Source organism: Frankia sp. CcWB3 (genome assembly GCF_977927595.1).
In genome coordinates this window covers 1-21,685 of the sequence record NZ_CDWRCK010000009.1, presented here as the reverse complement: position 1 = coordinate 21,685, position 21,685 = coordinate 1, and the positions used below count along the sequence as shown (strand labels likewise).

Here is a 21,685-nt window from a genome sequence, read left to right as displayed (position 1 = left end):
GATGATGGCCCAGTGACGATCTGGGAGACGCTCGTCGGGCAGGACGCGGTGGTCGCGATGCTGAGCGCCGCGGCGTCCGCCGCGAGTGCCGGGCTCGCGAGTGGAGGCGGCGCGCCGGCCGCTGCCCGTGCCGGGATGACGCACTCGTGGCTGTTCACCGGACCCGCCGGGGCAGGTCACCAGGACGCGGCGCGTGCCTTCGCCGCAAGCCTCACCTGCGAGAACGAGCCGCCGGGCTGCGGCGAGTGCACCGGCTGCCACACCGTGCTCACCGACACGGCCACCGATCTGCGAACCGTGCAGCCGGAGGGGCTCTCGCTCGGCGTGAAGGACGTGCGCGCGCTGGTACGCGACGCTGCCAGCGCCCCGACGGCCGGCCGCTGGCGCATCCTGCTGATCACCGATGCGGACCGGCTCACCGAGGCCGCGGCGAACGCCCTGCTCAAGGCCCTCGAGGAGCCGGCGGATCGGGCGGTGTTCCTGCTCTGCGCCCCCTCCGTGGAGGACGTGCTGCCCACCATCCGTTCCCGCTGCCGGACGGTCGCGCTACGGCTGCCCTCGGCCGCGGACGTCCGCGACGCGCTGGTTCGCGAGGGAATCGACGAGCAGGTCGCCGAGACGGCGGCGCGAGCTTCCCAGGGCCATCTGGCCCTGGCGCGCCGGCTCGCCACGGATGAGCGGGTCCGGGCCAACCGGGCGGCGGTGTTGCGTATCCCGGCCCGGCTCGGCCAGGTCGGTGGCTGCCTGGCCGCGGCGGCCGATCTGGTGAACGCGGCGAACGCCGACGCGGAGGCCTCGAATGCGGAACGCGACGAGGTGGAGACCGAGGCGCTGAAGACCGCACTCGGCGTCGGTGCCACGGCGGTCGGCGGGAAGTCCAGGTCCGCGCGGGCCCCGAAGGCGGGGGCCAAGGGCCGGACGATGGTGGTGCGGGGTGCCGCGAGGGCGCTCAAGGAGCTGGAGCGAACCCAGAAGAGCCGAGGTCGCCGCACCGTCCTCGATGCACTGGACCGAGCCCTGGTGGACCTCGCGGGGCTGTACCGGGATGTCCTGGTCCAACAGCTCGGCGCCGGCGTCGACGCGATCAATCCTGATCACTGCGTCGAGGCCGCCGGATACGCCGCGGCCTCCACTCCGGAACAGACACTGCGCCGGCTGGAGGCCGTCCTCACGACCCGGGCGTCGCTGGCCAGGAATCCCGGTCTCGTCCCGCTGCTCGCGGTGGAGTCGCTCACCCTCGCACTACGCGACGCCTGACGACCGGCAACCCGCAATCCGCGACCCGCGACCGGCGGTGGGGACGAACCGGCGTAATGGCCTGTCTGGGCGGAAGGCCGGGCATATCCTGATCGCGACGCGGACATGCCGTTCGACCATGTCCGCCCGGGCGGGACCCGGCGGGCGGGCGCAGGGAGGTGACCGGTCGGATGCCGATGATGTGCGCGGTGGCGTTCTCCCCACGAGGCAAGCTCTACTATGCCGATCCTGGTTCCTGCAGCCCCCGGGTCGGCGACCGGGTGCTCGTCCCCAGCGAGGAGGGCCCCGAGGTCGCCACCTGCATGTGGGCGCCCCAGTGGGTCAGCGACGACATCGGCGACCTGCCGGTGCTCGTCGGGATGGCCGACGCGTCCGACATCCAGCGCGAGCAGGTCTCCCGGCGCCGGCGCGCCCGGGCGCGCGTCGCGGCCCGTCGCCTAGCCCGTGAGCATGACCTGCCGATAAAGATTGTCGACGTCGACCACGTGATGGCCACCGGCGGCTACACAGTCTACTTCAGCGCGGAGGGCCGCGTCGACTTCCGTGAGCTGGTACGGGATCTCAACCGGACGCTGGCGGCACGGGTCCAGCTACGGCAACTGTCCGCCCGCGACAGCGCCCGGGTTCAAGGCGGGATCGGTTCCTGCGGCCGCGACCTGTGCTGCGCTACTTTTCTCAACGACTTCGAGCCGGTGAGCCTGCGGATGGCCAAGGAGCAGAACCTCGCCCTCAATCCGATGCGCATCAGCGGGTCCTGCGGCCGGCTGATGTGCTGCCTGCGTTACGAACATCCCCTCTACGAGGAGTTCGCCGAAGCCGTGCCCGCGGTCGGAGACCGGGCGACGACCCCACACGGTGCGGGCCGGGTCGTGCGGCACGATGTTCCGCGCCAGCAGGTGGTCGTGGTTCTCGACGGCGGGGGCCGGACCTCGTGCGACCGCGCGGATGCCTGCGCCTCCCGGCAGGTCCACGACGCCGCCTACCCCGGCGGCCCAGCGGGATGCTCCCCCCCCGGACAGCACCTCTACAGCCGGCGGGGATGCGACAGCCGGCGGGGAAACGACGGCCCGGCGGGGAGGACGTCACGGGTCGAAGCGGTAGCCCATCCCGCGCAGGGTCGTGACCAGCCGGCGCTGCGGTGGACGACCCTCGACCTTGGTTCGTACCCGCCGGACGTGCTCGGTGACGGTGGCGGGGTCCTGGAACCGCGTGCCCCACACCTGCTCGAGGAGTTCCTCCCGGCTGAAGACCCGCCGAGGATGCCGGGCGAGGAAGGCCAGCAGCTCGTACTCGCGCGCGGTCAGATCGATGCGCTCCCCGGCGACGGCGACCTCGCGGGCCCGCAGGTCGATGGAGACGTCTCCGTAGACGAGCGGGTCGCTGCCGTCCCCGGTGCGCTGCGGCGGCGGTTCCGCCGGCCGCCGGCGAAGCCGGGCACGCACCCTGGCCACCAGTTCTCGCAGCGAGTAGGGCTTCACGACGTAGTCGTCCGCGCCCAGCTCGAGGCCGACCACCCGGTCGACCTCCTCGGCCCGCCCGGTGAGCATGATCACCGGAACCTCGCTGGTCTGGCGGAGGTGGCTCAGGACGGCGAAGCCGTCCATCCTGGGCATCGCGACATCCAGCACCACCAGATCGATCTCGGTGGTCTGGAAGAGCCGAAGAGCGGCCTCGCCGTCCGCGGCCTCCAGCACCCGATAACCGAATCTCTCCAGACTGCGCGCAAGTGCTATGCGAGATGCCTCATCGTCCTCAGCGACGAGGAGCGAGGCTCCTCGCGTCGTCACTGCTGGTGCAGCGTCTCCGGCCCCGGTCATGGTGCGAAACCCTACGCATCCTCACCGGAACCACTGCGACCGGGGGTGGTGATTTACGGTGTTGCAGCATCCAAAGCTAGCTAAATGTGACATAAAGCGAATAATTTGCCGACTCAGGGCCATTTTGGCGACATAGCGCATCCCTCACCATGACAGCCCGAGACGGAGGCCTTCCAAACCGTGCCCGCCACTGGTGGCGTCACCGTGGAGGGCTGGGATCCGGGGCGACGGCGGGCATCTCGGCCCGCGCACAACCACCGGACCACCGCCGGGTCGAGCCCGCCCACGCATCTGGCATACTCGACCCGGGCCAGTGCGATCCTGGCCGTTCGCCGGAGTAGCTCAGTGGCAGAGCAATCGCCTCGTAAGCGATAGGTCGCGGGTTCAATCCCCGCCTCCGGCTCGCTCCCCCTCCCACCAGGGCATGGCCCAGTTAACAGGGATCATGGTCTCACAGCTCACCGGTCCATGACCTGTCAACTTGCATCGCTCCGGGCTCGTCCCGTGGGTTCCTGAACCTGTCCCACCCCGCTTGGGACGTGGGACAGGTCGTTACGGATACCACAAACCGGACGGAGGGATCAGGCCGACCTGGGTTCGGCCTCTTGGTCGTGCCCGTCCGCCTCCCCGGCCTCCGCCTCGCGCAGCCGCTTGATGGACGCCAGGATCTCCCGCTCAGCCTCCTTGCGGTCCACCCAGGAGGCGCCCTCCACCGACTTACCGGGCTCGAGGTCCTTGTAGACCTCGAAGAAGTGCTGGATCTCCAACCGGTCGAACTCCGGCAGGTGCCGCAGATCCCGCAGGTGCTCCTGCCGGACGTCGGCCACCGGCACGCAGAGAACCTTGTCGTCCGGGCCCTTCTCGTCGGTCATCTCGAACATGCCGATCGTCCGGCACCGCACCAGGCAGCCCGGGAACGTCGGCTCCTCCAGCAGGACGAGGGCGTCCAACGGATCACCGTCGCGCCCGAGGGTTCCCTCAATGAACCCGTAGTCCGACGGGTAGTGGGTGGAGGTGAACAGCATCCGGTCAAGCCGGATACGGCCGGTGTGGTGATCCATCTCGTACTTGTTGCGCTGCCCCTTGGGGATCTCGATGGTCACATCGAACTCAAGGTCCACTCCGCTCCCTGTCTCCTTCGTCTTCGCCCGGTCCGCACCGAGGCGATCGCCGTTTGTCACATGGTGCTCGTTCAAGCCGTGCCGTGCTCATGGCGCAGTACGTCGTGCTCGTGCCGTACGTCGTGCTCTGCCAGGCGGCGGATGTGCCCCGCCCGGGGCGCGGGCCACCCACTCCAGTGACCGCAACGAGGCATCACACCCACGACGGCGCACCTAGTGTCGCGGACGCCGCCTCCCACCCGAACCGCACCGTCGACACCACCACGTTTCCACCGCCGGATCTCCCGGGCACCGGAACCATGATGGCCACCGGCGACACGCCCGGTGGGGCGTTCTTCGTACCAGTGCCGCCCGCCGGCACGACACCTCTGGTATCCCGCCGCAAACCCTGGTGTCCTACCGCGGCGGGACACCGCCGGGCATGCCCGCGGCGACGGATCCGGGTTCACCCGGCGCGCCGTCGCCGACCGCCCGCTGGTTGCGTAGTGTCGGTTAGTGACGTCAGCCGCACCGGTCGCCCGGGTAGGGGGGCTCACCGCCCTGGCCGGCGCGCTGCTCGCCGGGTCCCTGTCCCTCGGTCCCACCACCGGGTCAGCCGCGGAGCTCGCCGGCAGCGGGTCCGACCGCGCGGGCACCGCGGTACTCGGCGGTCTCGATCCGGCCGCGCCGATCCCGCAGCCCGCGGCGGTGGCGGCCCGCCTCGCCGGTCCGCTGGGTGATCCCGTCCTGGCGCGGCCCGCGGCCTTCGTCGTCGACGCGCAGTCGGGTCGGGTGCTCCTTGACGTCCGGTCCCGCATCCCCGTGGCACCGGCCTCCACGTTGAAAACCGCGGTCGCCACCGCCGCGTTGACCACCTTCCCCGACGACCGGCTGCGGACCACGGTGGTCTACAGCCCGCCCGCGGGCGGGAACGCCCGCACATCAGGCGGAACACTGTGGCTCGTCGGCGGCGGGGATCCGACCCTGACCGCCTCCACCGCGCCCGACGGCTATCCGGCCCTGGCCCGGCTGAGCGATCTCGCCGCTCAGGTCCGGGCCGCGGGTATCACCTCGGCGGCTCGGGTGATCGGCGACGGAGGGCTGTTCGTCGGTCCGGACCGGGCGCCGGGATGGCGCGACAACTACGTGACCGACGGGGACGTCGCCCCGGTCTCGGCGCTGGAGGTCGACGCCGGACGGTCGGCACCGGGAGCCGCCGGACCGCGCAGCCCCACCCCGGCCGCCGCCGCGACCACGGCCTTCGCCGCGGCGCTCACGACCGCCGGAATATCCGTCGGATCGGTGGCCACCGGCCCGGCGGACCCGGCCGCGCAGCGGGTCGCGGCGGTCTACAGCCCTCCGGTGCGGGTCTTGGTCGAACGCATGCTCACCCAGTCAGACAACGATCTCGCCGAGAGCCTGGGACGGCTCGTCGCCCACCGGCGGGGCCTGCCCGCCTCGTTCGCCGGCGCCACCCACGCAGTGAGGGGCGTCCTCGCCGAGGCGGGCATCCCCGTCGCCGGGATGACACTGGCCGACGTGAGCGGCTTGTCCATCGCGAACCTGATCATGCCCATGACCCTTGTGGCCATCCTGCGCGCCGCGGTCCTCCCCGGTCGGCCGGCGCTGCGCACCGTTCTCACGGGGCTGCCGGTAGCCGGGTTTTCCGGTACGCTGGGTGACCGCTACACCACTGGCGACACCGCCATCGGAGCGGGCGATGTCCGGGCGAAGACCGGCACTCTGCACAACGTCAGCAGCCTCGCGGGCCAGCTCGTCGACGCGGACGGCAGGCTGCTCCTCTTCGCGTTCCTCTCGCCCGCCGAAGAGGCGGGCGGCACCAAGGCCGCCCTCGACCGGGCCGCCGCGGCGCTCGCCGGCTGCGGATGCACCCCGGCCCGGTCGACGACCGCGGCGATCCCGCCGGCACCATCGCGCCCACCGGCCTGAGCGGGACCGTCGGCCTGAGCGGGACCGTCGGCGCCCCCGGCGCGTCCCGTCCCGTTCTCGGCACGGTCCATGACCGGACGCAGACGACGGGCGAGCCCGGTACGCTCAGATTCGTGGACGCCGAGCTGGTCGACTGGGAACTCGCCGTGACGACGGCGAGAAAACTGGTTCGCCCCGGCCCGCAGATCTCGCGGGAGCAGGCCGGCGAGGTCGTCTCCGAGCTGCGGCGACTGGCCGTCGAGGCCGAGCGGCACGTCGAGGACTACACCCGGCTCACTCCCGCCGGGCCGGCCACCCCCATCACCGTGGTGGACCGGCCGGAGTGGGTCCGCTCCAACGTCGCCGGTCTGCGGGTGCTGACCTCCCCGTTGCTGGACAAACTGTCCGAACAGCAGCGCGGCAACCTCGCCGCGGCGGTCGGTCGGCGGGTCACGGGGGTCCAGATCGGCACAGCCCTGGCCTATCTGGCCGGCAAGGTGCTGGGCCAGTACGAGGTCTTCCTGCCGCCGGAGGAGTACCAGGCTGGGAGGGACGATCCGGGTCCGCTCAACGTGCCCGGGTCGCTCGGGGTGCCGGGGTCGGTCGGGGTGCCGGGGTCGGTCGGGCGCCTCAGCCTGGTCGCACCGAACATCGCGCACGCCGAGGCAGCCATGGGGGTCGTGCCGCGGGACTTCCGGATGTGGGTATGCCTGCACGAGCAGACCCATCGCAGTCAGTTCACCGCCGTGCCGTGGCTGCGGACCCACCTGGAGTCCGAGATCACCGCGTTCATTGAGGCCACGGACCTCGATCCAGACGTCCTCGCGGACCGCGTCCACTCGGCGATGAGCGCGCTGCGCGGGGCGGTGTTCGACCGGGGAGCCGACAGCCCGAGCGTCGTGGAGGCGCTGCAGACCCCGGCCCAGCGAGCGGTTCTCGACCGCCTCCAGGCCATCATGACGTTGTTGGAGGGCCACGCCGACCAGGTGATGGACGCGGTGGGACCGAAGATTGTACCCACCGTCGCCGACATCCGGACGAAGTTCGAGGGTCGCCGCGGCGGGGGATCGCCGATCGACCGGTTCGTCCGCCGGCTCCTCGGTCTCGATCTCAAGCTGCAGCAGTACCGCCAGGGGGGGGCGTTCGTGCGTGCGGTGGTCGCGCAGGCCGGGGTGACAGGCTTCAACACCGTCTGGGAGTCACCGGCGGCGCTGCCGACCCGCGCCGAGCTGGTCGATCCCACCGCCTGGATGCAACGGGTCCTGGGCAGCCGCCCGCCGATCTCGGCGTGAGCACCATGGTCGTCGGGGCCGCGGGGGTCGCCGACTCCCCGGGCTGTTCCACGTCCGCCTTCCGGCCGACGTTGTGACCCCACCGATCGCTGGTGAGGACCACGCCGGCCATGCCGGCGACGTCCGACCGGGCGATCCGGCTCCGCGCACGGTTCACTCGTCGAGATCTCCCGCTCCCGCGGTCGCGGCAGTCAGGCTGGCGGTTCGCCGCGCGGTCACCGACTTGCCACCCGGCGGACTGGTGCTGGTCGCCTGCTCCGGCGGCCCGGACTCCCTGGCACTCGCCGCGGCCCTCTCGTTCGTCGCCCCCCGCCGCGCCCTGCGGGCCGGCATGGTCACGGTCGATCATGGTTGGGACGCCGGCTCACCCGAACGGGCGGAGCGCGTCGCCCGCCAGGGTCGGGCCCTCGGCCTGGATCCGGCGGAGGTCCTGACCGAGCACACTGCTCGCTCCGAGGGGATCGCCCGACAGGCACGGCGGGCCGCGATCGCGGCGGCCGCCGATCGGCTCGGCGCCCAAGCGGTGCTTCTCGGCCACACGCTGGACGACCAGGCCGAGACGGTGCTGCTGAGGCTCGCGCGGGGCGCGGGCGCCCGGTCCCTCGGGGGGATGTCGGCCGACGACGGCCTGCTTCGCCGGCCACTGCTCGGGATCCGCCGCGCGGACACCAGGGCCGCCTGCCTCGCCGAGGGGCTCGAGGTGTGGGACGACCCGACGAACCGGGACCCGGCGTTCACCCGGTCCCGGGTGCGTCACACGGTCCTGCCGGTGCTGGAGACGGAGCTCGGCCCGGGCATCGCCGAGTCGCTGGCGCGCAGTGCCGATCTGTTGCGGGCCGACGCGGACGCCCTGGACGCCATGGCCGCCGAGGTCTACGGCAAGGTCGTCATGGCTCGTGGCCGGCCGTGCACCGGCGAGGTCGCCTTCGACGTCGCCGCACTGGCCGGGCTCACCGCGGCGCTCCGCGGTCGGCTGCTGCGCCGGGCGGCCATCGACGTCGGAGCGTCGGCCTCCGCGCTGCGCGCGGAGCACATCTGGGCGGTGGAGGAGTTGGTAACGCGGTGGCGCGGACAGAAGCCGGTACCGCTTCCCACCGGCGTGCTCGCCCGGCGATGGGAGAACAGGGTCACGCTGACCGGGCCGGTGGTTCCTCCACCGTCGTCAGCCGGCCCCGCCGCCCGACAGCCGGATGCCGCCACCCCGCCACACATCGAGGAGGACGACCAGGTGAGTCAGGCCGCGACGACGACCCCCGACGCCGGAGGCGCCCATGACGGCCTCCGGCACAGCCCGCATCCCGACATCGCCGAGGTCCTGGTCAGCTCGGACGAGATCGCCGCGAAGATCGTCGAGCTCGCGGCCAGAGTGGACGCCGACTACGCCGGCCGGGAGATCCTGCTCGTGGGCGTGCTCAAGGGCGCCGTCATGGTCATGGCGGACCTGTCCCGCGCGCTGACGGTCCCGCTGACCATGGAGTTCATGGCGGTCTCCTCGTACGGGTCGTCGACCTCCTCGTCCGGCGTGGTGCGCATCCTCAAGGATCTGGACCGGTCGATCGAGGGCCGGGACGTCCTGGTGGTCGAAGACATCATCGACTCCGGGCTGACCCTGTCCTGGCTGCTGAAGAACCTGCGCTCACGCGGCCCCGCCTCGCTCGAGGTCCTGGCGCTCTTCCGTAAGCCCGAAGCTGTCACCGTGGACGTAGATGTCCGATATGTCGGCTTCGATATTCCCGGCGCGTTCGTCGTCGGGTATGGTCTTGACTACTCGGAGTATTATCGAACCCTGCCGTTTGTCGGGACCCTCACACCCGCGGCGATCGAGCGGGGCGCCCCGGCCTGAACCTGCCGGCCTTCCGCCCGCTCGGATACGCCCTCGATCGCCGCATCCGCCACGAGCGAAACACCGAACACCATCAGACCGCCACGATCGGAACAGCGCGGGCCGCCGATCCGTTGGTCGGATGTACACGCGGTGAGATGCGCGCACCGGCGGTACCCTCGGCACAAGGGAATCCCGATCGAGGGCAGCACACACGTCAGGAGGGTGGAGCGCTCGTGTCCGGTGCTCCAGACAGATGACTCCAAGAAGAATTTTCCGCGGCTGGGTGCCACTGCTGCTCCTGGTCCTGTTCGTGATCATTCTCACGACGGGTGTCCTCTCGGGTCCCAGTGAGTACGGCAAGCGAGACCTGAACTTCGTCCAGCAGCAGATCGACGAAGGCCAGGTGGCGAAGGCCAAGATCCAGGATTCGAAGCAGCTCATCCAGATCCAGACGAAGGACGGCCAGAAGTTCGAGTCGTCCTATGTCACCGAACAGGGTGTCGTCCTGGCGAACGAGCTCCGCAACACGCGGGTCGCCTACGACGTCTCGGTCGACCGTGGAAACATCCTGGTCTCGCTCCTGCTAAACCTGCTGCCCGTACTGCTGGTCGTCCTTCTGCTGTTCTTCTTCATGAACCAGATGCAGGGCGGCGGTAACCGGGTCATGAACTTCGGCAAGTCCAAGGCGAAGCTGGTGAGCAAGGACACGCCGAAGACGACGTTCGCCGACGTGGCCGGTGCGGACGAGGCCATCGAGGAGCTCGAGGAGATCAAGGAGTTCCTCGAAAACCCGGGCAAGTTCCAGGCGATCGGAGCCAAGATCCCCAAGGGGGTCCTGCTCTACGGCCCGCCGGGAACCGGCAAGACGCTGCTGGCCCGGGCCGTCGCGGGTGAGGCCGGGGTGCCCTTCTACTCCATCTCGGGCTCCGACTTCGTCGAGATGTTCGTCGGTGTCGGCGCCAGCCGGGTCCGCGACCTGTTCGAACAGGCCAAGGCCAATGCGCCCGCCATCGTCTTCGTCGACGAGATCGACGCCGTGGGCCGCCACCGCGGAGCGGGACTCGGCGGTGGCCACGACGAGCGGGAGCAGACGCTCAACCAGCTCTTGGTCGAGATGGACGGGTTCGACGTCAAGGGCGGGGTCATCCTCATCGCCGCGACGAACCGGCCCGACATCCTCGACCCGGCCCTGCTGCGGCCCGGCCGCTTCGACCGGCAGATCGTCGTGGACCGGCCGGACCTGCTCGGCCGCGAGGCCATCCTGCGGGTGCACTCCAAGGGCAAGCCGATCGGCCCGGACGCCGACATGATGGTCATCGCCCGGCGGACCCCCGGGTTCACCGGTGCCGATCTCGCCAACGTACTGAACGAGGCGGCCCTGCTGGCCGCCCGCTCCAACCTGAAATTCATCTCGTCGGCGCTGCTCGAGGAGTCCATCGACCGCGTGATGGCGGGACCGGAGCGCAAGACCCGCGCGATGAGCGACAAGGAGAAGAAGCGCATCGCTTACCACGAGGGCGGCCACGCCCTGGTCGCGCACGCACTGCCCAACTCCGACCCGGTGCACAAGGTGACCATCCTGCCCCGGGGGCGCGCGCTCGGGTACACGATGCAGCTTCCCCTGGAGGACAAGTACCTCTCGACCCGCTCGGAGATGCTCGACCGCCTCGCCGTCCTCCTCGGCGGGCGCACCGCGGAGGAGCTGGTGTTCCACGACCCGACCACGGGGGCGAGCGACGACATCGAGAAGGCCACCCAGATCTCGCGAGCAATGATCACCCAGTACGGGATGAGCGACAAGCTCGGCGCGATCAAGTTCGGCACCGAGAACAGCGAGGTCTTCCTCGGCAAGGAGGTCGGCCACCAACGCGACTACTCCGAGGAGGTCGCCAGTGAGATCGACATCGAGGTGCGCCGGCTGATCGAGGCCGCACACGACGAGGCCTGGGAGATCCTGGTGACCTACCGGGACGTCCTGGACAACCTCGTATTGCGGCTGATGGACACCGAGACGCTGAGTAAGGACGAGGTCGCCGAGGTCTTCGCGACGGTCCAGAAACGCCCCGTGCGTGGCATCTACACCGGGGTGGGGCGTCGCGTCCCCTCCGACCGGCCACCGGTGCAGACTCCGGCCGAGCTCGGCCTGCTGACGGCGGATGTCGCCGACCTGGTGAACGACCCGGGCCACGGTAATGGTGCCGCCGGACGCGGACCGGGCGGCAACGGAACCGGGGGCAACGGGGCCGGCGGTCACGGTCAGCCCACCGGCGTGCCGGGGGCACCCGCGGGCTCGGGCCCCGGGGTCGACCCGCCCGGTCCGGGCGGGGGCGTACCGCACGGCACGGATGTCGGTGGTCCGGGTGGGAATGGCAGCCCCGGGGGGCACGGTTATCCCCAGGGCCGGGGCACGCCGGCGCCCCCCGGAGGCGAAGGTCCGGCCCATGACGGGCCGAGGATCGCCAACCCGTGGGCCCCGCCGAGCTGGCCGAGCGACGACGAGAGGAGACGCCGTTGACGTCTTATTCCGACGGGGCGTCCACTGCCGCGGGCGAACGACGAGGTGAATCATCTCCCGCGGCGGAGGCCCCAGGAATGGACGGTTTCGGCATCCCGGACCCCATCGCCGACGGCGACGGACCGGCTGTGTCAACCCCGGCGCCGGGCAATGGCAGGCCGCGGCAGGCCCGTCCCTTCGACCATGACCGAGTCGCACGCGCAGTTCGTGAGCTACTGATCGGGATCGGCGAGGACCCGGACCGCGAGGGTCTTCGCAAGACCCCGGACCGGGTCGCGCGGGCGTACCGGGAAGCCGTCGAGGGTCTTGGCCGGGATCCCTCCGAGGTCCTGACCACCGTCTTCGATGAGGGCCACGACGAGATGGTGCTGGTCCGTGACATCGATTTCTCGTCGCTGTGCGAACATCACCTGGTCGTGTTCTCCGGCAAGGCGCACGTCGCCTACATCCCCAACAGCAAGGGCCAGATCACGGGCCTGTCGAAGCTCGCCCGGCTGGTCGACCTCTACTCCCGTCGCCCGCAGGTCCAGGAACGGCTGACCTCGCAGATCGCGGACGCCCTCGTCGAGGTGCTCGACCCGCGCGGAGTGATGGTCGTCATTGAGGCGGAGCACCTGTGTATGTCGATGCGCGGTGTGCGCAAGCCCGGGGCCACCACGGTGACATCCGCGGTGCGTGGCCAGTTCCTCAGCACCGCTACCCGCAACGAGGGCATGTCGCTCATCCTGCACAGGTAGCTCCGGGTAGCAGGGATTACAGGCGGCAGGCCTGAATCCCGGAGACGAGGATGCCCCGGGCACCCAGCTCCCAGAGATCGTCCATCATGCGGTTGACCTCGGCGCGCAGCACCATCGCCCGCACCGCGACCCAGTCCTCGCGCTGCAACGGAGAGATCGTCGGGGACTCGTAGCCAGGTGTGATTTCGCATGCCTTGTCGAGCACGGCCGTCGGAACGTCGTAGTCCATCATCACGTACCGCCGGGCGACCAGAACCCCCTGGATCCGGCGCAGCAGACGCTCATGCGAAGGGGACAGATCGGCGCCCCTCTTGGCGATCACGATGGCCTCCGAGTGCAGGACCGGCTCGCCGAGCAGCTCCAGACCCGCGGCCTTGAGCGTACGGCCGGTCTCGACCACGTCGGCGACCGCGTCGGCGACGCCGAGCCGCACCGCCGTCTCGACCGCACCGTCCAAAGTCACGATGCCACCCGGGGTGGCCCCCCGACCGGCAAGGTCGGCCCGGACCAGCGCGGGGAACGACGTCGCGATCCGCTTGCCGGCGAGCTCCGTGATGTCCGCGAGCGTCCCCTCCGGAGCGGCGTAACGAAACGTGGCGAACCCGTATCCAAGCGGAACGAGCTCCTCGGCGGCGGCATTGCTGTCGAGGAGGAGATCGCGCCCGGTGATACCAAGATCGAGACGACCCGACCCGACGTAGACAGCGATATCCCGAGGGCGCAGGAAGAAGAACTCGATGTCGTTCTCGACGTCGGCGACCACCAGCTCGCTCCCCTCGCGCCGCGCGAGGTAGCCGGCATCGGAGAGCAACTGACCGGAGGCGGCCGACAACGCCCCCTTGTTCGGAACCGCGATACGAAGCATCGTCACTACTCAGCGTCTACGAGAAAGGACAGGGAATCGATCACAGATGGGAGTATACGTCGTCTAACGAAAGGCCTAGAGAAATCATCAGCAGCTGACTCCAGTAGAGTAACTGGGAGATCTCCTCGGCGGCCCTTCCCCGGCCTTCGTGCTCGGCCGCCATCCACGCTTCAGCGGCCTCCTCGACCAGTTTCTTGCCCAGATGGTGGACGCCCTGATCGAGCGCGGCGACAGTTCCCGAGCCGGGTGTCCGACGCCGCCATTTCTCGGCAAGCTCGACGAAGAGTTCGTCGAATGTTTTCAGGTTGGATACATTCGACGAATCGGATGCGCCGACGGATGGCACGGCGGGCCGATCGGCAGGGACCATGCTCGGCATGCTACCCGTCACCGGGCGGACGACCTCCGCCCCGCAGGCCCGCGGCGCGGAGCGGCACACGACGACCACAGACACGCGCTCCGCGGCCAGCCGGCGAGCCGGTGCGACGGAGTCCCTCCACCGGCCGCCATGTTGCTGGTTAACTTGATGACTGTGCTTCCGCCCGCGATCATCGCCACCGACCTGGACGGGACGCTGATCCGCAGCGACGGCACGGTGTCCGAACGCACCCGCGGGGCGCTGCGCCGGGTGGAACGCGCCGGGGCGACCGTGGTGTTCGTGACGGGACGACCCAGTCGGGTGATGGCCGGCGTCGTCGCCCAGACCGAGGTCTCTGGGCTCGCGATCTGCGCGAACGGCGCGCTGGTCTTCGATCTCGACTCCGGCGAGCCGGTCAGCCATCGCTGCCTGGAGTCGGCCACGGCCCTGCGGCTGGCGGCGGCGATCCGCGCCGCGGTTCCCGACGCGGTGTTCGCGGTCGAGAGCGGCGTGCGCTTCGGCCGGGAACCCGCCTTCGAGACGATGTGGCCCGATCCCGAGGAGATCGTCGCGGAGTTCTCGGAGCTGCTGGGCGTCCTGCCGGCGACGAAACTGCTTGTCCGGCGGGGCGGCGCTCCGTTTACGGAGGTGTACGACGCCATCGTCGAACTCGCCGGGATGGACGCCGTCGTCACAACCTCCAGCGCGGACCTTCTCGAGATCGCGGGACCGGGGGTGTCGAAGGCGGTGGCACTGGCTGAACTCGCCGCCGGGCGGGGGGTGATCGCCGCCGACGTCATCGCGTTCGGAGATATGCCGAACGATCTACCGATGTTCGCTTGGGCCGGATACGCGGTCGCCGTCGCGAATGCCCATCCCGAAGTACTGGCCGCCGCCGACGAGATCACCGTGTCGAATGATGAGGACGGGGTCGCGATCGTCCTGGAGCGTCTTTTCCCATAACTACAATGATCTTCTTGGGTATTCTGGTCCATCCCGATCCCGACCGGGCCGCATACCGGGCCGGGCACTCTTCGTGAATACCCTCCGGCCGGTTCCCGGCCGACGACGGGGATTCCCGGCGGACCGCGGCGTTGATGCCTGCCCGGCCGGATCCGGACACGGCAGCGCCTCCCGGTCTCGCGCTCTCGCAGCGTCTGCATGCGCAGCGTCATCCGAGCATGCCGCCCCGACATCCGTCGCACAGACGGGCCAGGATAGGGGCATGGCAACCCTCGTCCAGAACTCGGCCTCATCCGGGCTGCCGGCTCACGAGATCGACGGCGAGTTCCTCGCGCTGCCGCGCACCGCGCTCGCCGACGCGGCTCTGCAGACCGCACGTGATCTCGGCGCGACGCACGCCGACATCCGCATCGAACGGCTCAAGGACTCCTCGCTGTCGTTCCGCGACACCTCGCTGGAAAGTCGCCATGAAGGCGCGACGCTGGGTTTGGCTGTCCGGGTGGTACACGGCGGCACCTGGGGTTTCGCCGCCGGCGTCGACCTGACGACGGACGAGGCGGCGCGGCTGGCCCGCGAGGCCGTCGCGATGGCCCAGGTCGCCGCCCCGCTCAACTCCGAACCGGTCGAACTCGCCCCGGAACCGACCCACACCGACGCGGTCTGGGTCTCGGCCTACGCGACCGACCCGTTCACGGTCGACGCCCGGGACCGGGTCGAACGGGTCGGCGGCCTGTGTCGGACGCTGTTCGCGGCGCACGATGTCGACCATGTCGACGGCCGGTTCAGCGCGGTGATGGAGAACAAGTACTACGCCGACCTGACCGGGACCACGACGACACAGCAGCGGGTGCGGGTGATCTGCCAGATCGAGGCGACCCGGGTCGATCCCGCGGGCGGCTTCGAGTCGATGCGCACGATCGCCCCGCCCGTCGGTCGCGGCTGGGAGTGGCTGGTGGCGGGCCCCGCGGCCGGCTGCTGGGACTGGGAGAGCGAGATCGACCTGATCCCAGGTCTGCTCGCCGAGAAGTCCGGGGCCTCCTCGGTCGAACCAGGGCCGTACGACCTGGTCATCGACCCGTCGAACCTGTGGCTGACGATCCACGAGTCGATCGGGCACGCCACCGAGCTCGACCGGGCGCTCGGCTACGAGGCCGCCTACGCCGGTACCTCCTTCGTCACCCTCGACCAGCTGGGCACGCTGCGGTACGGCTCCCCGGCGATGACCGTCACCGGGGACCGCACGGCCCTGCACGGGCTCGCGACCATCGGCTACGACGACGAGGGCGTGCAGACCCGCCGGTTCGACATCGTCCGCGACGGCCAGTTCGTCGGGTATCAGCTCGACCGGGCGATGGCGGCCCGCAATGCCGCCGTGCTCGGTGTCGACCGCTCCAACGGCTGCGCGTTCGCCGACTCCCCCGCCCATGTGCCGATCCAGCGGATGGCGAACGTCTCCCTGCTCCCGGCGCCCGGCGGCCCGTCGACCGAGGAGCTGATCAGCCGGGTCGACCGCGGCATCTACGTCGTCGGGGACAAGAGCTGGTCGATCGACATGCAGCGGTACAACTTCCAGTTCACCGGCCAGCGGTTCTACGAGATCCGCTCTGGTCGCATCGTCGGCCAGCTCCGCGACGTCGCCTACCAGGCGACGACGACCGACTTCTGGGGGTCCCTGGAGGCCGTGGGAGGCCCCGAGACCTACGTGCTGGGCGGTGCGTTCAACTGCGGCAAGGGCCAACCCGGCCAGGTCGCGGCCGTCAGCCACGGCTGCCCGTCGGCTCTGTTCCGCGGCACCAACATCCTCAATGCTCGCCGAGAGGCCGGTCGATGAGCCGGCCGGCCGGACCGGAACCAGTCTCAGCCGACGGAGGAAGCATGGTGCGCGAGGCCACCCACGAGATCGTCGAACGCGCCCTGGGCCTGTCGAAGGCGGACGGCTGCGTAGTGATCGCCACCGAGTCCAGTGCGGTGAACCTGCGCTGGGCCAACAACACGTTGACGACCAACGGCGCCAGCCGGGACCGGTCGATCACCGTTATCAGCGTCATCGGCCGCTCGTTCGGGGTGCGGACGGCCTCCACCATCGACTCCCCCGGTCCCGGCGGCCGCCCCACCGCGCGTCCCACCGACCTGCCGCATCCCACCGATGCCGACGGCCTCGCGGAGCTCGTCCGCGCCGCCGAGGACGCGGCCCGGGACGCCGAGGATGCCGAGGACTACACGGACCTGCTCGGGCTGGACACAACGGCCGTCGGCGCGGGTGCGGGGTCGGCGGGCGGCGCGGCCGAGGCCTTCACCGATCCGGCCGCCCGAACCAGCACCACGGTGTTCGCCTCCTTCGCCCGGGACCTCGCGGAGGCGTTCGCCGCGGCGCGGGCGGGCGGGCGGCGGTTGTTCGGCTTCGCCGAGCACAATCTGACCACCACGTGGCTCGGGACGTCGACGGGGCTACGGCTGCGGTACAGCCAGCCGACCGGCAGCGTGGAGTGGAACGCCAAGAGCGGCGTTCCCGGTGGCTCGGTCTGGCACGGCCAGTCGACCCGTGACTTCACCGACGTCGACGTCGCGGATACCGACGCGGCGCTGCGCGACCGGCTGGCCTGGTGCGAACGGTCGCTGGAACTGCCGGCCGGCCGGTACGAGACGCTGCTGCCGCCCTCCGCGGTGGCGGATCTGATGATCTACATGTACTGGACGGCTGCCGGTCGGGACGCGGCCGAGGGCCGGACGGTCTTCAGCCGGGCCGGCGGCGGCACGCGTCTCGGCGAGGCGATCGGACCGGCGGGGCTGCGGCTGGCCAGCGATCCGCACGACCCGGAACTCGCGACGACCCCCTTCGTGACCGCGCAGTCCTCCTCGTCGATGTCCAGTATCTTCGACAACGGGCTGGCGCTGAGGCCCACCGACTGGATCTCGGACGGCACCCTCGCCGCCCTCGTGGAGACCCGCGCGTCCGCCCGTGCCACCGGGGTCCCGACCACCCCGATGATCGACAATCTGATCCTGGACGGCGGAGGCTCCGCGTCGCTGCAGGAGATGATCGCCTCGACGAAACGCGGGCTCCTGCTCACCAGCCTGTGGTATATTCGCGAAGTCGATCCCGAGGTGCTCCTGCTCACCGGCCTCACCCGGGACGGGGTCTACCTGGTGGAAAACGGTGAGGTCACCGGGGCCGTCAACAATTTCCGCTTCAACGAGTCACCGGTCGACCTGCTCGGCCGCCTGGCCGAGATCGGCGCCACCACCCGCACCATGGCGCGGGAATGGGCGGACTGGTTCACGCTCACCCGCATGCCCGCGGTACGGATCCCCGACTTCAGCATGTCCTCGGTCAGCCCGGCGAACTGACCGCCGGGCCTTCCGGGGACGGACGCGGATGCTCTCGTACCTGGTCACCCCGCCGCCGGGCCGACGGGGTTCTCACATCCTGGACGGTTAGGACGTCAGCAGGTTCGCGTGATCCTCCCACCAGCTGTAGAGGCTCGACAGGCTGGCACCCTCCTTGGACACCGCGACCTTGTCGTCGTCGAAGCCCCAGGCGATCCGGTAGTCACCGTTGCTGAGACGGATGCAGACAAGCGGTCCGCGTTCGTCGCCGTTGTGGTTCCACCGGCTGGACCCCTCCTCCCCGGAGCGGCATCGGCCGGTCCCGTCCACGTGGGACCGCTGCCCGGCGAAATAGTCGTTATAGGCGCTCCGGGTGGAGAATTTTCGCAGATAGACCAACGTGGTGTCGGTTGCCGTCTTGCAGGAGAGCGCTGCGATCGCGTCGTATTTCGATTCCAGGTCGGCGCGCCCCCTTCACGTCGAACGATTGAGAACGGAAGCCTTGAGAAGATCGTAGAGGCTTTCCTGACTCGCCGTGAACCGTGGGACGGTTGACGGGCTGGCCACAGGCGGGTCCGGTGGATCTGATTCCGCCACGGTCGTCGACGGTACGACGGCGGGAGTCGGGGACGGCGCGGCGCTCGGCGTCGCGGCCACGGTCGCGGGCGCGGGCGCGGGCGCGGGCGCGGTGACCATGGCTGGCGCTGTTCGCGGCGACGCGGGGCTGGTCGTCGGCGTGCGGAGGGTCGGGTGAGCCGGTGGGGTCCAGGGAGCAACGGTCGCCGGTCCGCCCGCCGAAATCGCCGTCAGGCGCCAGACGCCGACCATGGCCCCGGATGCCAGCAGGAGGACGGTGAGGACGACCGCGGGAACGACCAGTCTCCGGCCCCGCCGTAGGCCTCGCGCATCCGTTGGCCGACCGGGTGCGCGGTCGCCTTCAGAAACCTTGTGGTGCACGATGGTTGGCGACTCGCTCGTGTCCCTCGCTCTCGGCGCGCCCTGGCTGCCGTCGGACGCCGTTCTCAGGGAACCCTCCGGATCGCTGAGAACGGTGTCGTCCAAGGGAACGGAGGATGCCGGTGAGACCCCCAGCGCGCTGGTCCCGACGTTGCGGCCAAGAGCGTCAAGCTCCTCGACGATCTCTGTGACGGAAGGTCGCCGCTCCAGATCGAGGGCCATCATCCGTCGGATCAGGCTCCGCAGCTCCGGCGGGATGTTCACCGGCAGCTCGGGCACGTTCCCGGCAAGTATGCGCCGAAGTATGGTCGCCGGCCCGTCACCGGGACGGGGCGCGAAGGGCGCGACACCCGCGAGCAGGGTGTGCAGGGGGGACCCGAAGGCGTAGACATCCGCAGCGGTTCCGTACTGGCCGCCGTTCAGGACCTCTGGCGCGCAGTGGATGGGAGTATAAACGGCAAGGCTTGCGGACGCACCCGGATCGGCCATGATGGCGGCCGTACCGAAGTCGCTGAGAACGATATGCCCGTCCGGGGTGACGAGCAGGTTGCTGGGCTTGATGTCCCGGTGGATTATGCCGGCGCCGTGCGCGGCGACAAGCGCCCGGGCCAGCCGCGTGCCGACACCGATGGCCTCCGGCACGGACAGCGCGCCACCGTCCCGGATCCGCTCGGCCAGGGAGCCATCGCGGAGGTACTGCATGACGGTGAACGGTCTTCCGTCAGCCGTCGTTCCTGCTCCGAAGACGCTCACGACCTCCGGAAGATGGGACAGCCTGCCAACCGCCTGGCATTCACGGCTGAAACGGCGGGCGGCGTCGCCGCCTCCCAGGGCAGCATTGATAATCTTGATTACCACGGTTCTGGCGAAAAGATTCTGATGGGCAGTGTAGATAACACTGAAACCACCGAGCGCGATCAGATTGAAATCCCGATAGGGGACGTAATGAAGTAACAAATACGTGATCGAGAGCATCATCGCAGGTCACAGGCCTGTGGAGGGTTCGAAACGCGCAATTTATTTCATTTCGACTCCATTCCCCCGTTTACACCGATCCCTGTTCAGGTTGGCGTCGCCACCTCAACTTTTATAAATCCCAAGACGCGGCTGTGCCGGATGGCTGACGACATCCCAGGCGCGGATCATCTTCCGCCCAAGCCGGATCATAACAGTCCCGCCACCGGCATTCGGGGCATCACGTGGATTGGATCGTGGTGACGGGACCGCCAGGCACACCCGGCCCGCACCCAGTAGGCCATCGCGTTCACGATCTCCCGCTGTTCGTGCACCGGCGGCCGGAGCCGCGAACGGCGGTAACCGACCGCAGACAGACCACAGACGATCTCGCGGTCCGCTGGTCCGCTGGTCCGCTGGCCAGGTGGCCAGGTGGTCCGGGACTCACGGATCGGGGACTCGCGAGTCCCGGACGGTCAGAGGTAGGCCCCGCGGCCGAACGTCTCGCTGCCGGGCTGCTGCCCGCTCGGCAAGGCCCGCCGGCGCATCTCCTCGAGCTGAGCCTTGGCGGCCATCTGTTGGGCGAACAGCGCGGTCTGCAGGCCGTGGAACAGACCCTCGAGCCAGCCGACCAGCTGTGCCTGGGCGATCCGCAGCTCGGCATCTGACGGCGTGCGCTCCTCGTCGAACGGCAGCGACAGCCGATCGAGTTCCGAGTGCAGGTCCGGGGCAAGCCCGTCGGAGAGCTCCTGGATGGAGCTGCGGTGGATCTCGCGCAGCCGGACTCGGCTCGCGTCGTCCAGCGGGGCGGCCCGGACCTCCCCCAGCAGCTGTTTGATCATGGCGCCGATGCGCATCACCTTGTCGGGCTGGGAGACCAGCGCGGCGATGGGGTTGCCGCCGTCCGGGTCCTCCGCAGCCTGCAGCGCCTGGTCACCGCCTGGGGCCAGCGGCCGCACCGGTCGGTTGAGTACCCCCGAGTCCGCGGTCTCGTGCAGCGCGCCGTCAGGCCCGACGACCATGACGCGGGGTTCCGGTTGATCCGTCATGCCCCCTATCCTGCCCCGTGATCCGCCTCTCACGGCACTGGCTTCGCCTCCACGGTCACGCCGAGTGTCACCCATCGAGAGTCATTCCGGGATCGTGAGTACTACCTTTCCGACATGTCCGAAATCAGCCACATGCTGGTGTGCCCGCGCGACCTCGGTGATCGGCAACACCCGATCGACGACCGGCCGGATCGCCCCCGCCTCGATCGCCGGCCAGAAGTCGCCGCGGACACCGGCCACGATGTCGGCCTTCTCCTCGACCGGCCGCCCGCGCAGCGACGCGGCGTGGACCGCCGCCCGCTTGGTGAGCAGGGCGCCGAGGTTGAGCTCCCCTTTCACCCCGCCCTGCAGGCCGATGACTACCAGGCGGCCTCCCACGGCCAACACGGCGACGTTGCGGGCGAGATACACCGCGCCCATGTTGTCGAGGATGACGTCCGCCCCGTGGCCGTTGGTAGTCTCGCGGATCCTGGCAACGAAGTCGTCGTCGCGGTAGGAGACCGCGAGGTGGGCGCCGAGCCCCCGCACCCTGGCCAGTTTGGCCGCAGTGCCGGCGGTGGTCGCGACCAGCGCGTTCGGACGTAGCGCGCGGACCGCCTGGATCGCGAAGGTCCCGATGCCGGACGCCCCGCCGTGCACGAGGAAGACCTCATGGTCGCGCAGACCGGCGATGCCGAAGACCGTGGAGTACACCGTGCAGGCCACCTCGGGCAGAGCGGCCGCCGTGATGAGGTCGACCC

General features: G+C 70.0%; 17 protein-coding genes, 1 tRNA gene and 2 pseudogenes. 11 read left to right on the top strand and 9 right to left on the bottom strand.

Features of this window, described 5'->3' with window-relative positions; all coding sequences use genetic code 11:
- The first annotated feature begins 12 nt into the window (after positions 1-12).
- Together ACY5KJ_RS01650 and ACY5KJ_RS01645 are read left to right on the top strand one after the other, a co-directional pair.
- Positions 13-1,257 (top strand): DNA polymerase III subunit delta', encoded by a 1,245-nt coding sequence (locus tag ACY5KJ_RS01650; RefSeq protein ID WP_462185859.1) that lies wholly within the window; start codon positions 13-15, stop codon positions 1,255-1,257.
- A gap of 170 nt (positions 1,258-1,427) precedes the next feature.
- Positions 1,428-2,081 (top strand): annotated as a pseudogene (locus tag ACY5KJ_RS01645) (PSP1 domain-containing protein); the annotation flags it as partial.
- Between the two features lie 258 nt (positions 2,082-2,339).
- Here ACY5KJ_RS01645 and ACY5KJ_RS01640 read toward each other — a convergent pair.
- The gene (locus ACY5KJ_RS01640) at positions 2,340-3,074 is read right to left on the bottom strand and encodes a response regulator transcription factor (RefSeq protein ID WP_462185858.1); all 735 of its coding nucleotides are present in this window, start codon (positions 3,072-3,074) and stop codon (positions 2,340-2,342) included.
- Positions 3,075-3,405: 331 nt separating this feature from the next.
- Here ACY5KJ_RS01640 and ACY5KJ_RS01635 point away from each other — a divergent pair.
- A tRNA-Thr gene (locus ACY5KJ_RS01635) sits at positions 3,406-3,477 on the top strand.
- Between the two features lie 178 nt (positions 3,478-3,655).
- Here the strand turns inward: ACY5KJ_RS01635 and ACY5KJ_RS01630 are convergent.
- Positions 3,656-4,195, bottom strand: a complete 540-nt coding sequence (locus tag ACY5KJ_RS01630) for an inorganic diphosphatase (protein WP_462185870.1) — start codon at positions 4,193-4,195, stop codon at positions 3,656-3,658.
- Positions 4,196-4,690: 495 nt separating this feature from the next.
- Between ACY5KJ_RS01630 and dacB the strand changes: the two genes are divergently transcribed.
- From dacB to folE, 5 genes are all read left to right on the top strand, one after another.
- The gene (gene dacB, locus ACY5KJ_RS01625; RefSeq protein WP_462202604.1) at positions 4,691-6,124 is read left to right on the top strand and encodes a D-alanyl-D-alanine carboxypeptidase/D-alanyl-D-alanine endopeptidase; all 1,434 of its coding nucleotides are present in this window, start codon (positions 4,691-4,693) and stop codon (positions 6,122-6,124) included.
- Between the two features lie 113 nt (positions 6,125-6,237).
- The gene (locus ACY5KJ_RS01620) at positions 6,238-7,395 is read left to right on the top strand and encodes a zinc-dependent metalloprotease (RefSeq protein ID WP_462185869.1); all 1,158 of its coding nucleotides are present in this window, start codon (positions 6,238-6,240) and stop codon (positions 7,393-7,395) included.
- Positions 7,396-7,468: 73 nt separating this feature from the next.
- Positions 7,469-9,238, top strand: a complete 1,770-nt coding sequence (hpt, locus tag ACY5KJ_RS01615; protein ID WP_462185855.1) for a hypoxanthine phosphoribosyltransferase — start codon at positions 7,469-7,471, stop codon at positions 9,236-9,238.
- A 235-nt stretch (positions 9,239-9,473) separates the two neighbouring features.
- Positions 9,474-11,735 carry an ATP-dependent zinc metalloprotease FtsH gene (ftsH, locus tag ACY5KJ_RS01610; protein ID WP_462185854.1) on the top strand — a complete coding sequence of 754 codons (2,262 nt, stop codon included), beginning with the start codon at positions 9,474-9,476 and terminating at the stop codon, positions 11,733-11,735.
- Positions 11,732-12,472: a GTP cyclohydrolase I FolE gene (gene folE / locus ACY5KJ_RS01605; RefSeq protein ID WP_462185853.1), complete on the top strand. Its 741-nt coding sequence runs from the start codon at positions 11,732-11,734 to the stop codon at positions 12,470-12,472. The genes ftsH and folE overlap by 4 nt, the downstream gene beginning before the upstream one ends.
- A gap of 16 nt (positions 12,473-12,488) precedes the next feature.
- On the opposite strand, the gene hisG is transcribed toward folE, so the two are convergent.
- Together hisG and ACY5KJ_RS01595 are read right to left on the bottom strand one after the other, a co-directional pair.
- Positions 12,489-13,337: an ATP phosphoribosyltransferase gene (gene hisG, locus ACY5KJ_RS01600; RefSeq protein ID WP_462185868.1), complete on the bottom strand. Its 849-nt coding sequence runs from the start codon at positions 13,335-13,337 to the stop codon at positions 12,489-12,491.
- A gap of 40 nt (positions 13,338-13,377) precedes the next feature.
- A complete protein-coding gene (locus ACY5KJ_RS01595) occupies positions 13,378-13,716 on the bottom strand; it encodes a phosphoribosyl-ATP diphosphatase (RefSeq protein WP_462202602.1) in 339 nt (112 codons plus the stop codon).
- 147 nt (positions 13,717-13,863) lie between these two features.
- Between ACY5KJ_RS01595 and ACY5KJ_RS01590 the strand changes: the two genes are divergently transcribed.
- The 3 genes from ACY5KJ_RS01590 to ACY5KJ_RS01580 all read left to right on the top strand — a co-directional run bounded on the left by ACY5KJ_RS01590 (position 13,864) and on the right by ACY5KJ_RS01580 (position 18,006).
- Positions 13,864-14,658 carry a Cof-type HAD-IIB family hydrolase gene (locus ACY5KJ_RS01590; RefSeq protein ID WP_462185851.1) on the top strand — a complete coding sequence of 265 codons (795 nt, stop codon included), beginning with the start codon at positions 13,864-13,866 and terminating at the stop codon, positions 14,656-14,658.
- Positions 14,659-14,920: 262 nt separating this feature from the next.
- Entirely contained in the window at positions 14,921-16,489 is a 1,569-nt protein-coding gene (locus ACY5KJ_RS01585; RefSeq protein ID WP_462202600.1) for a TldD/PmbA family protein, read from the top strand.
- Positions 16,486-18,006 carry a metallopeptidase TldD-related protein gene (locus ACY5KJ_RS01580; RefSeq protein ID WP_462185848.1) on the top strand — a complete coding sequence of 507 codons (1,521 nt, stop codon included), beginning with the start codon at positions 16,486-16,488 and terminating at the stop codon, positions 18,004-18,006. Before ACY5KJ_RS01585 ends, ACY5KJ_RS01580 begins: the two co-directional genes overlap by 4 nt.
- Before the next feature lie 87 nt (positions 18,007-18,093).
- Here ACY5KJ_RS01580 and ACY5KJ_RS01575 read toward each other — a convergent pair whose 3' ends face one another.
- The 5 genes and pseudogenes from ACY5KJ_RS01575 to ACY5KJ_RS01555 all read right to left on the bottom strand — a co-directional run.
- Positions 18,094-18,384, bottom strand: a complete 291-nt coding sequence (locus ACY5KJ_RS01575; RefSeq protein ID WP_462185847.1) for a hypothetical protein — start codon at positions 18,382-18,384, stop codon at positions 18,094-18,096.
- A gap of 75 nt (positions 18,385-18,459) precedes the next feature.
- Entirely contained in the window at positions 18,460-19,920 is a 1,461-nt protein-coding gene (locus ACY5KJ_RS01570; RefSeq protein WP_462202599.1) for a serine/threonine-protein kinase, read from the bottom strand.
- A gap of 230 nt (positions 19,921-20,150) precedes the next feature.
- Positions 20,151-20,240: pseudogene (locus ACY5KJ_RS01565) on the bottom strand (IS5/IS1182 family transposase); the annotation flags it as partial.
- Between the two features lie 132 nt (positions 20,241-20,372).
- Complete coding sequence (locus ACY5KJ_RS01560) at positions 20,373-20,945, bottom strand: bacterial proteasome activator family protein (protein WP_462202598.1); 573 nt, start codon at positions 20,943-20,945, stop codon at positions 20,373-20,375.
- Positions 20,946-21,026: 81 nt separating this feature from the next.
- The coding region (locus ACY5KJ_RS01555; RefSeq protein WP_462202596.1) for a zinc-binding dehydrogenase at positions 21,027-21,685 on the bottom strand (659 nt) is incomplete at its 5' end.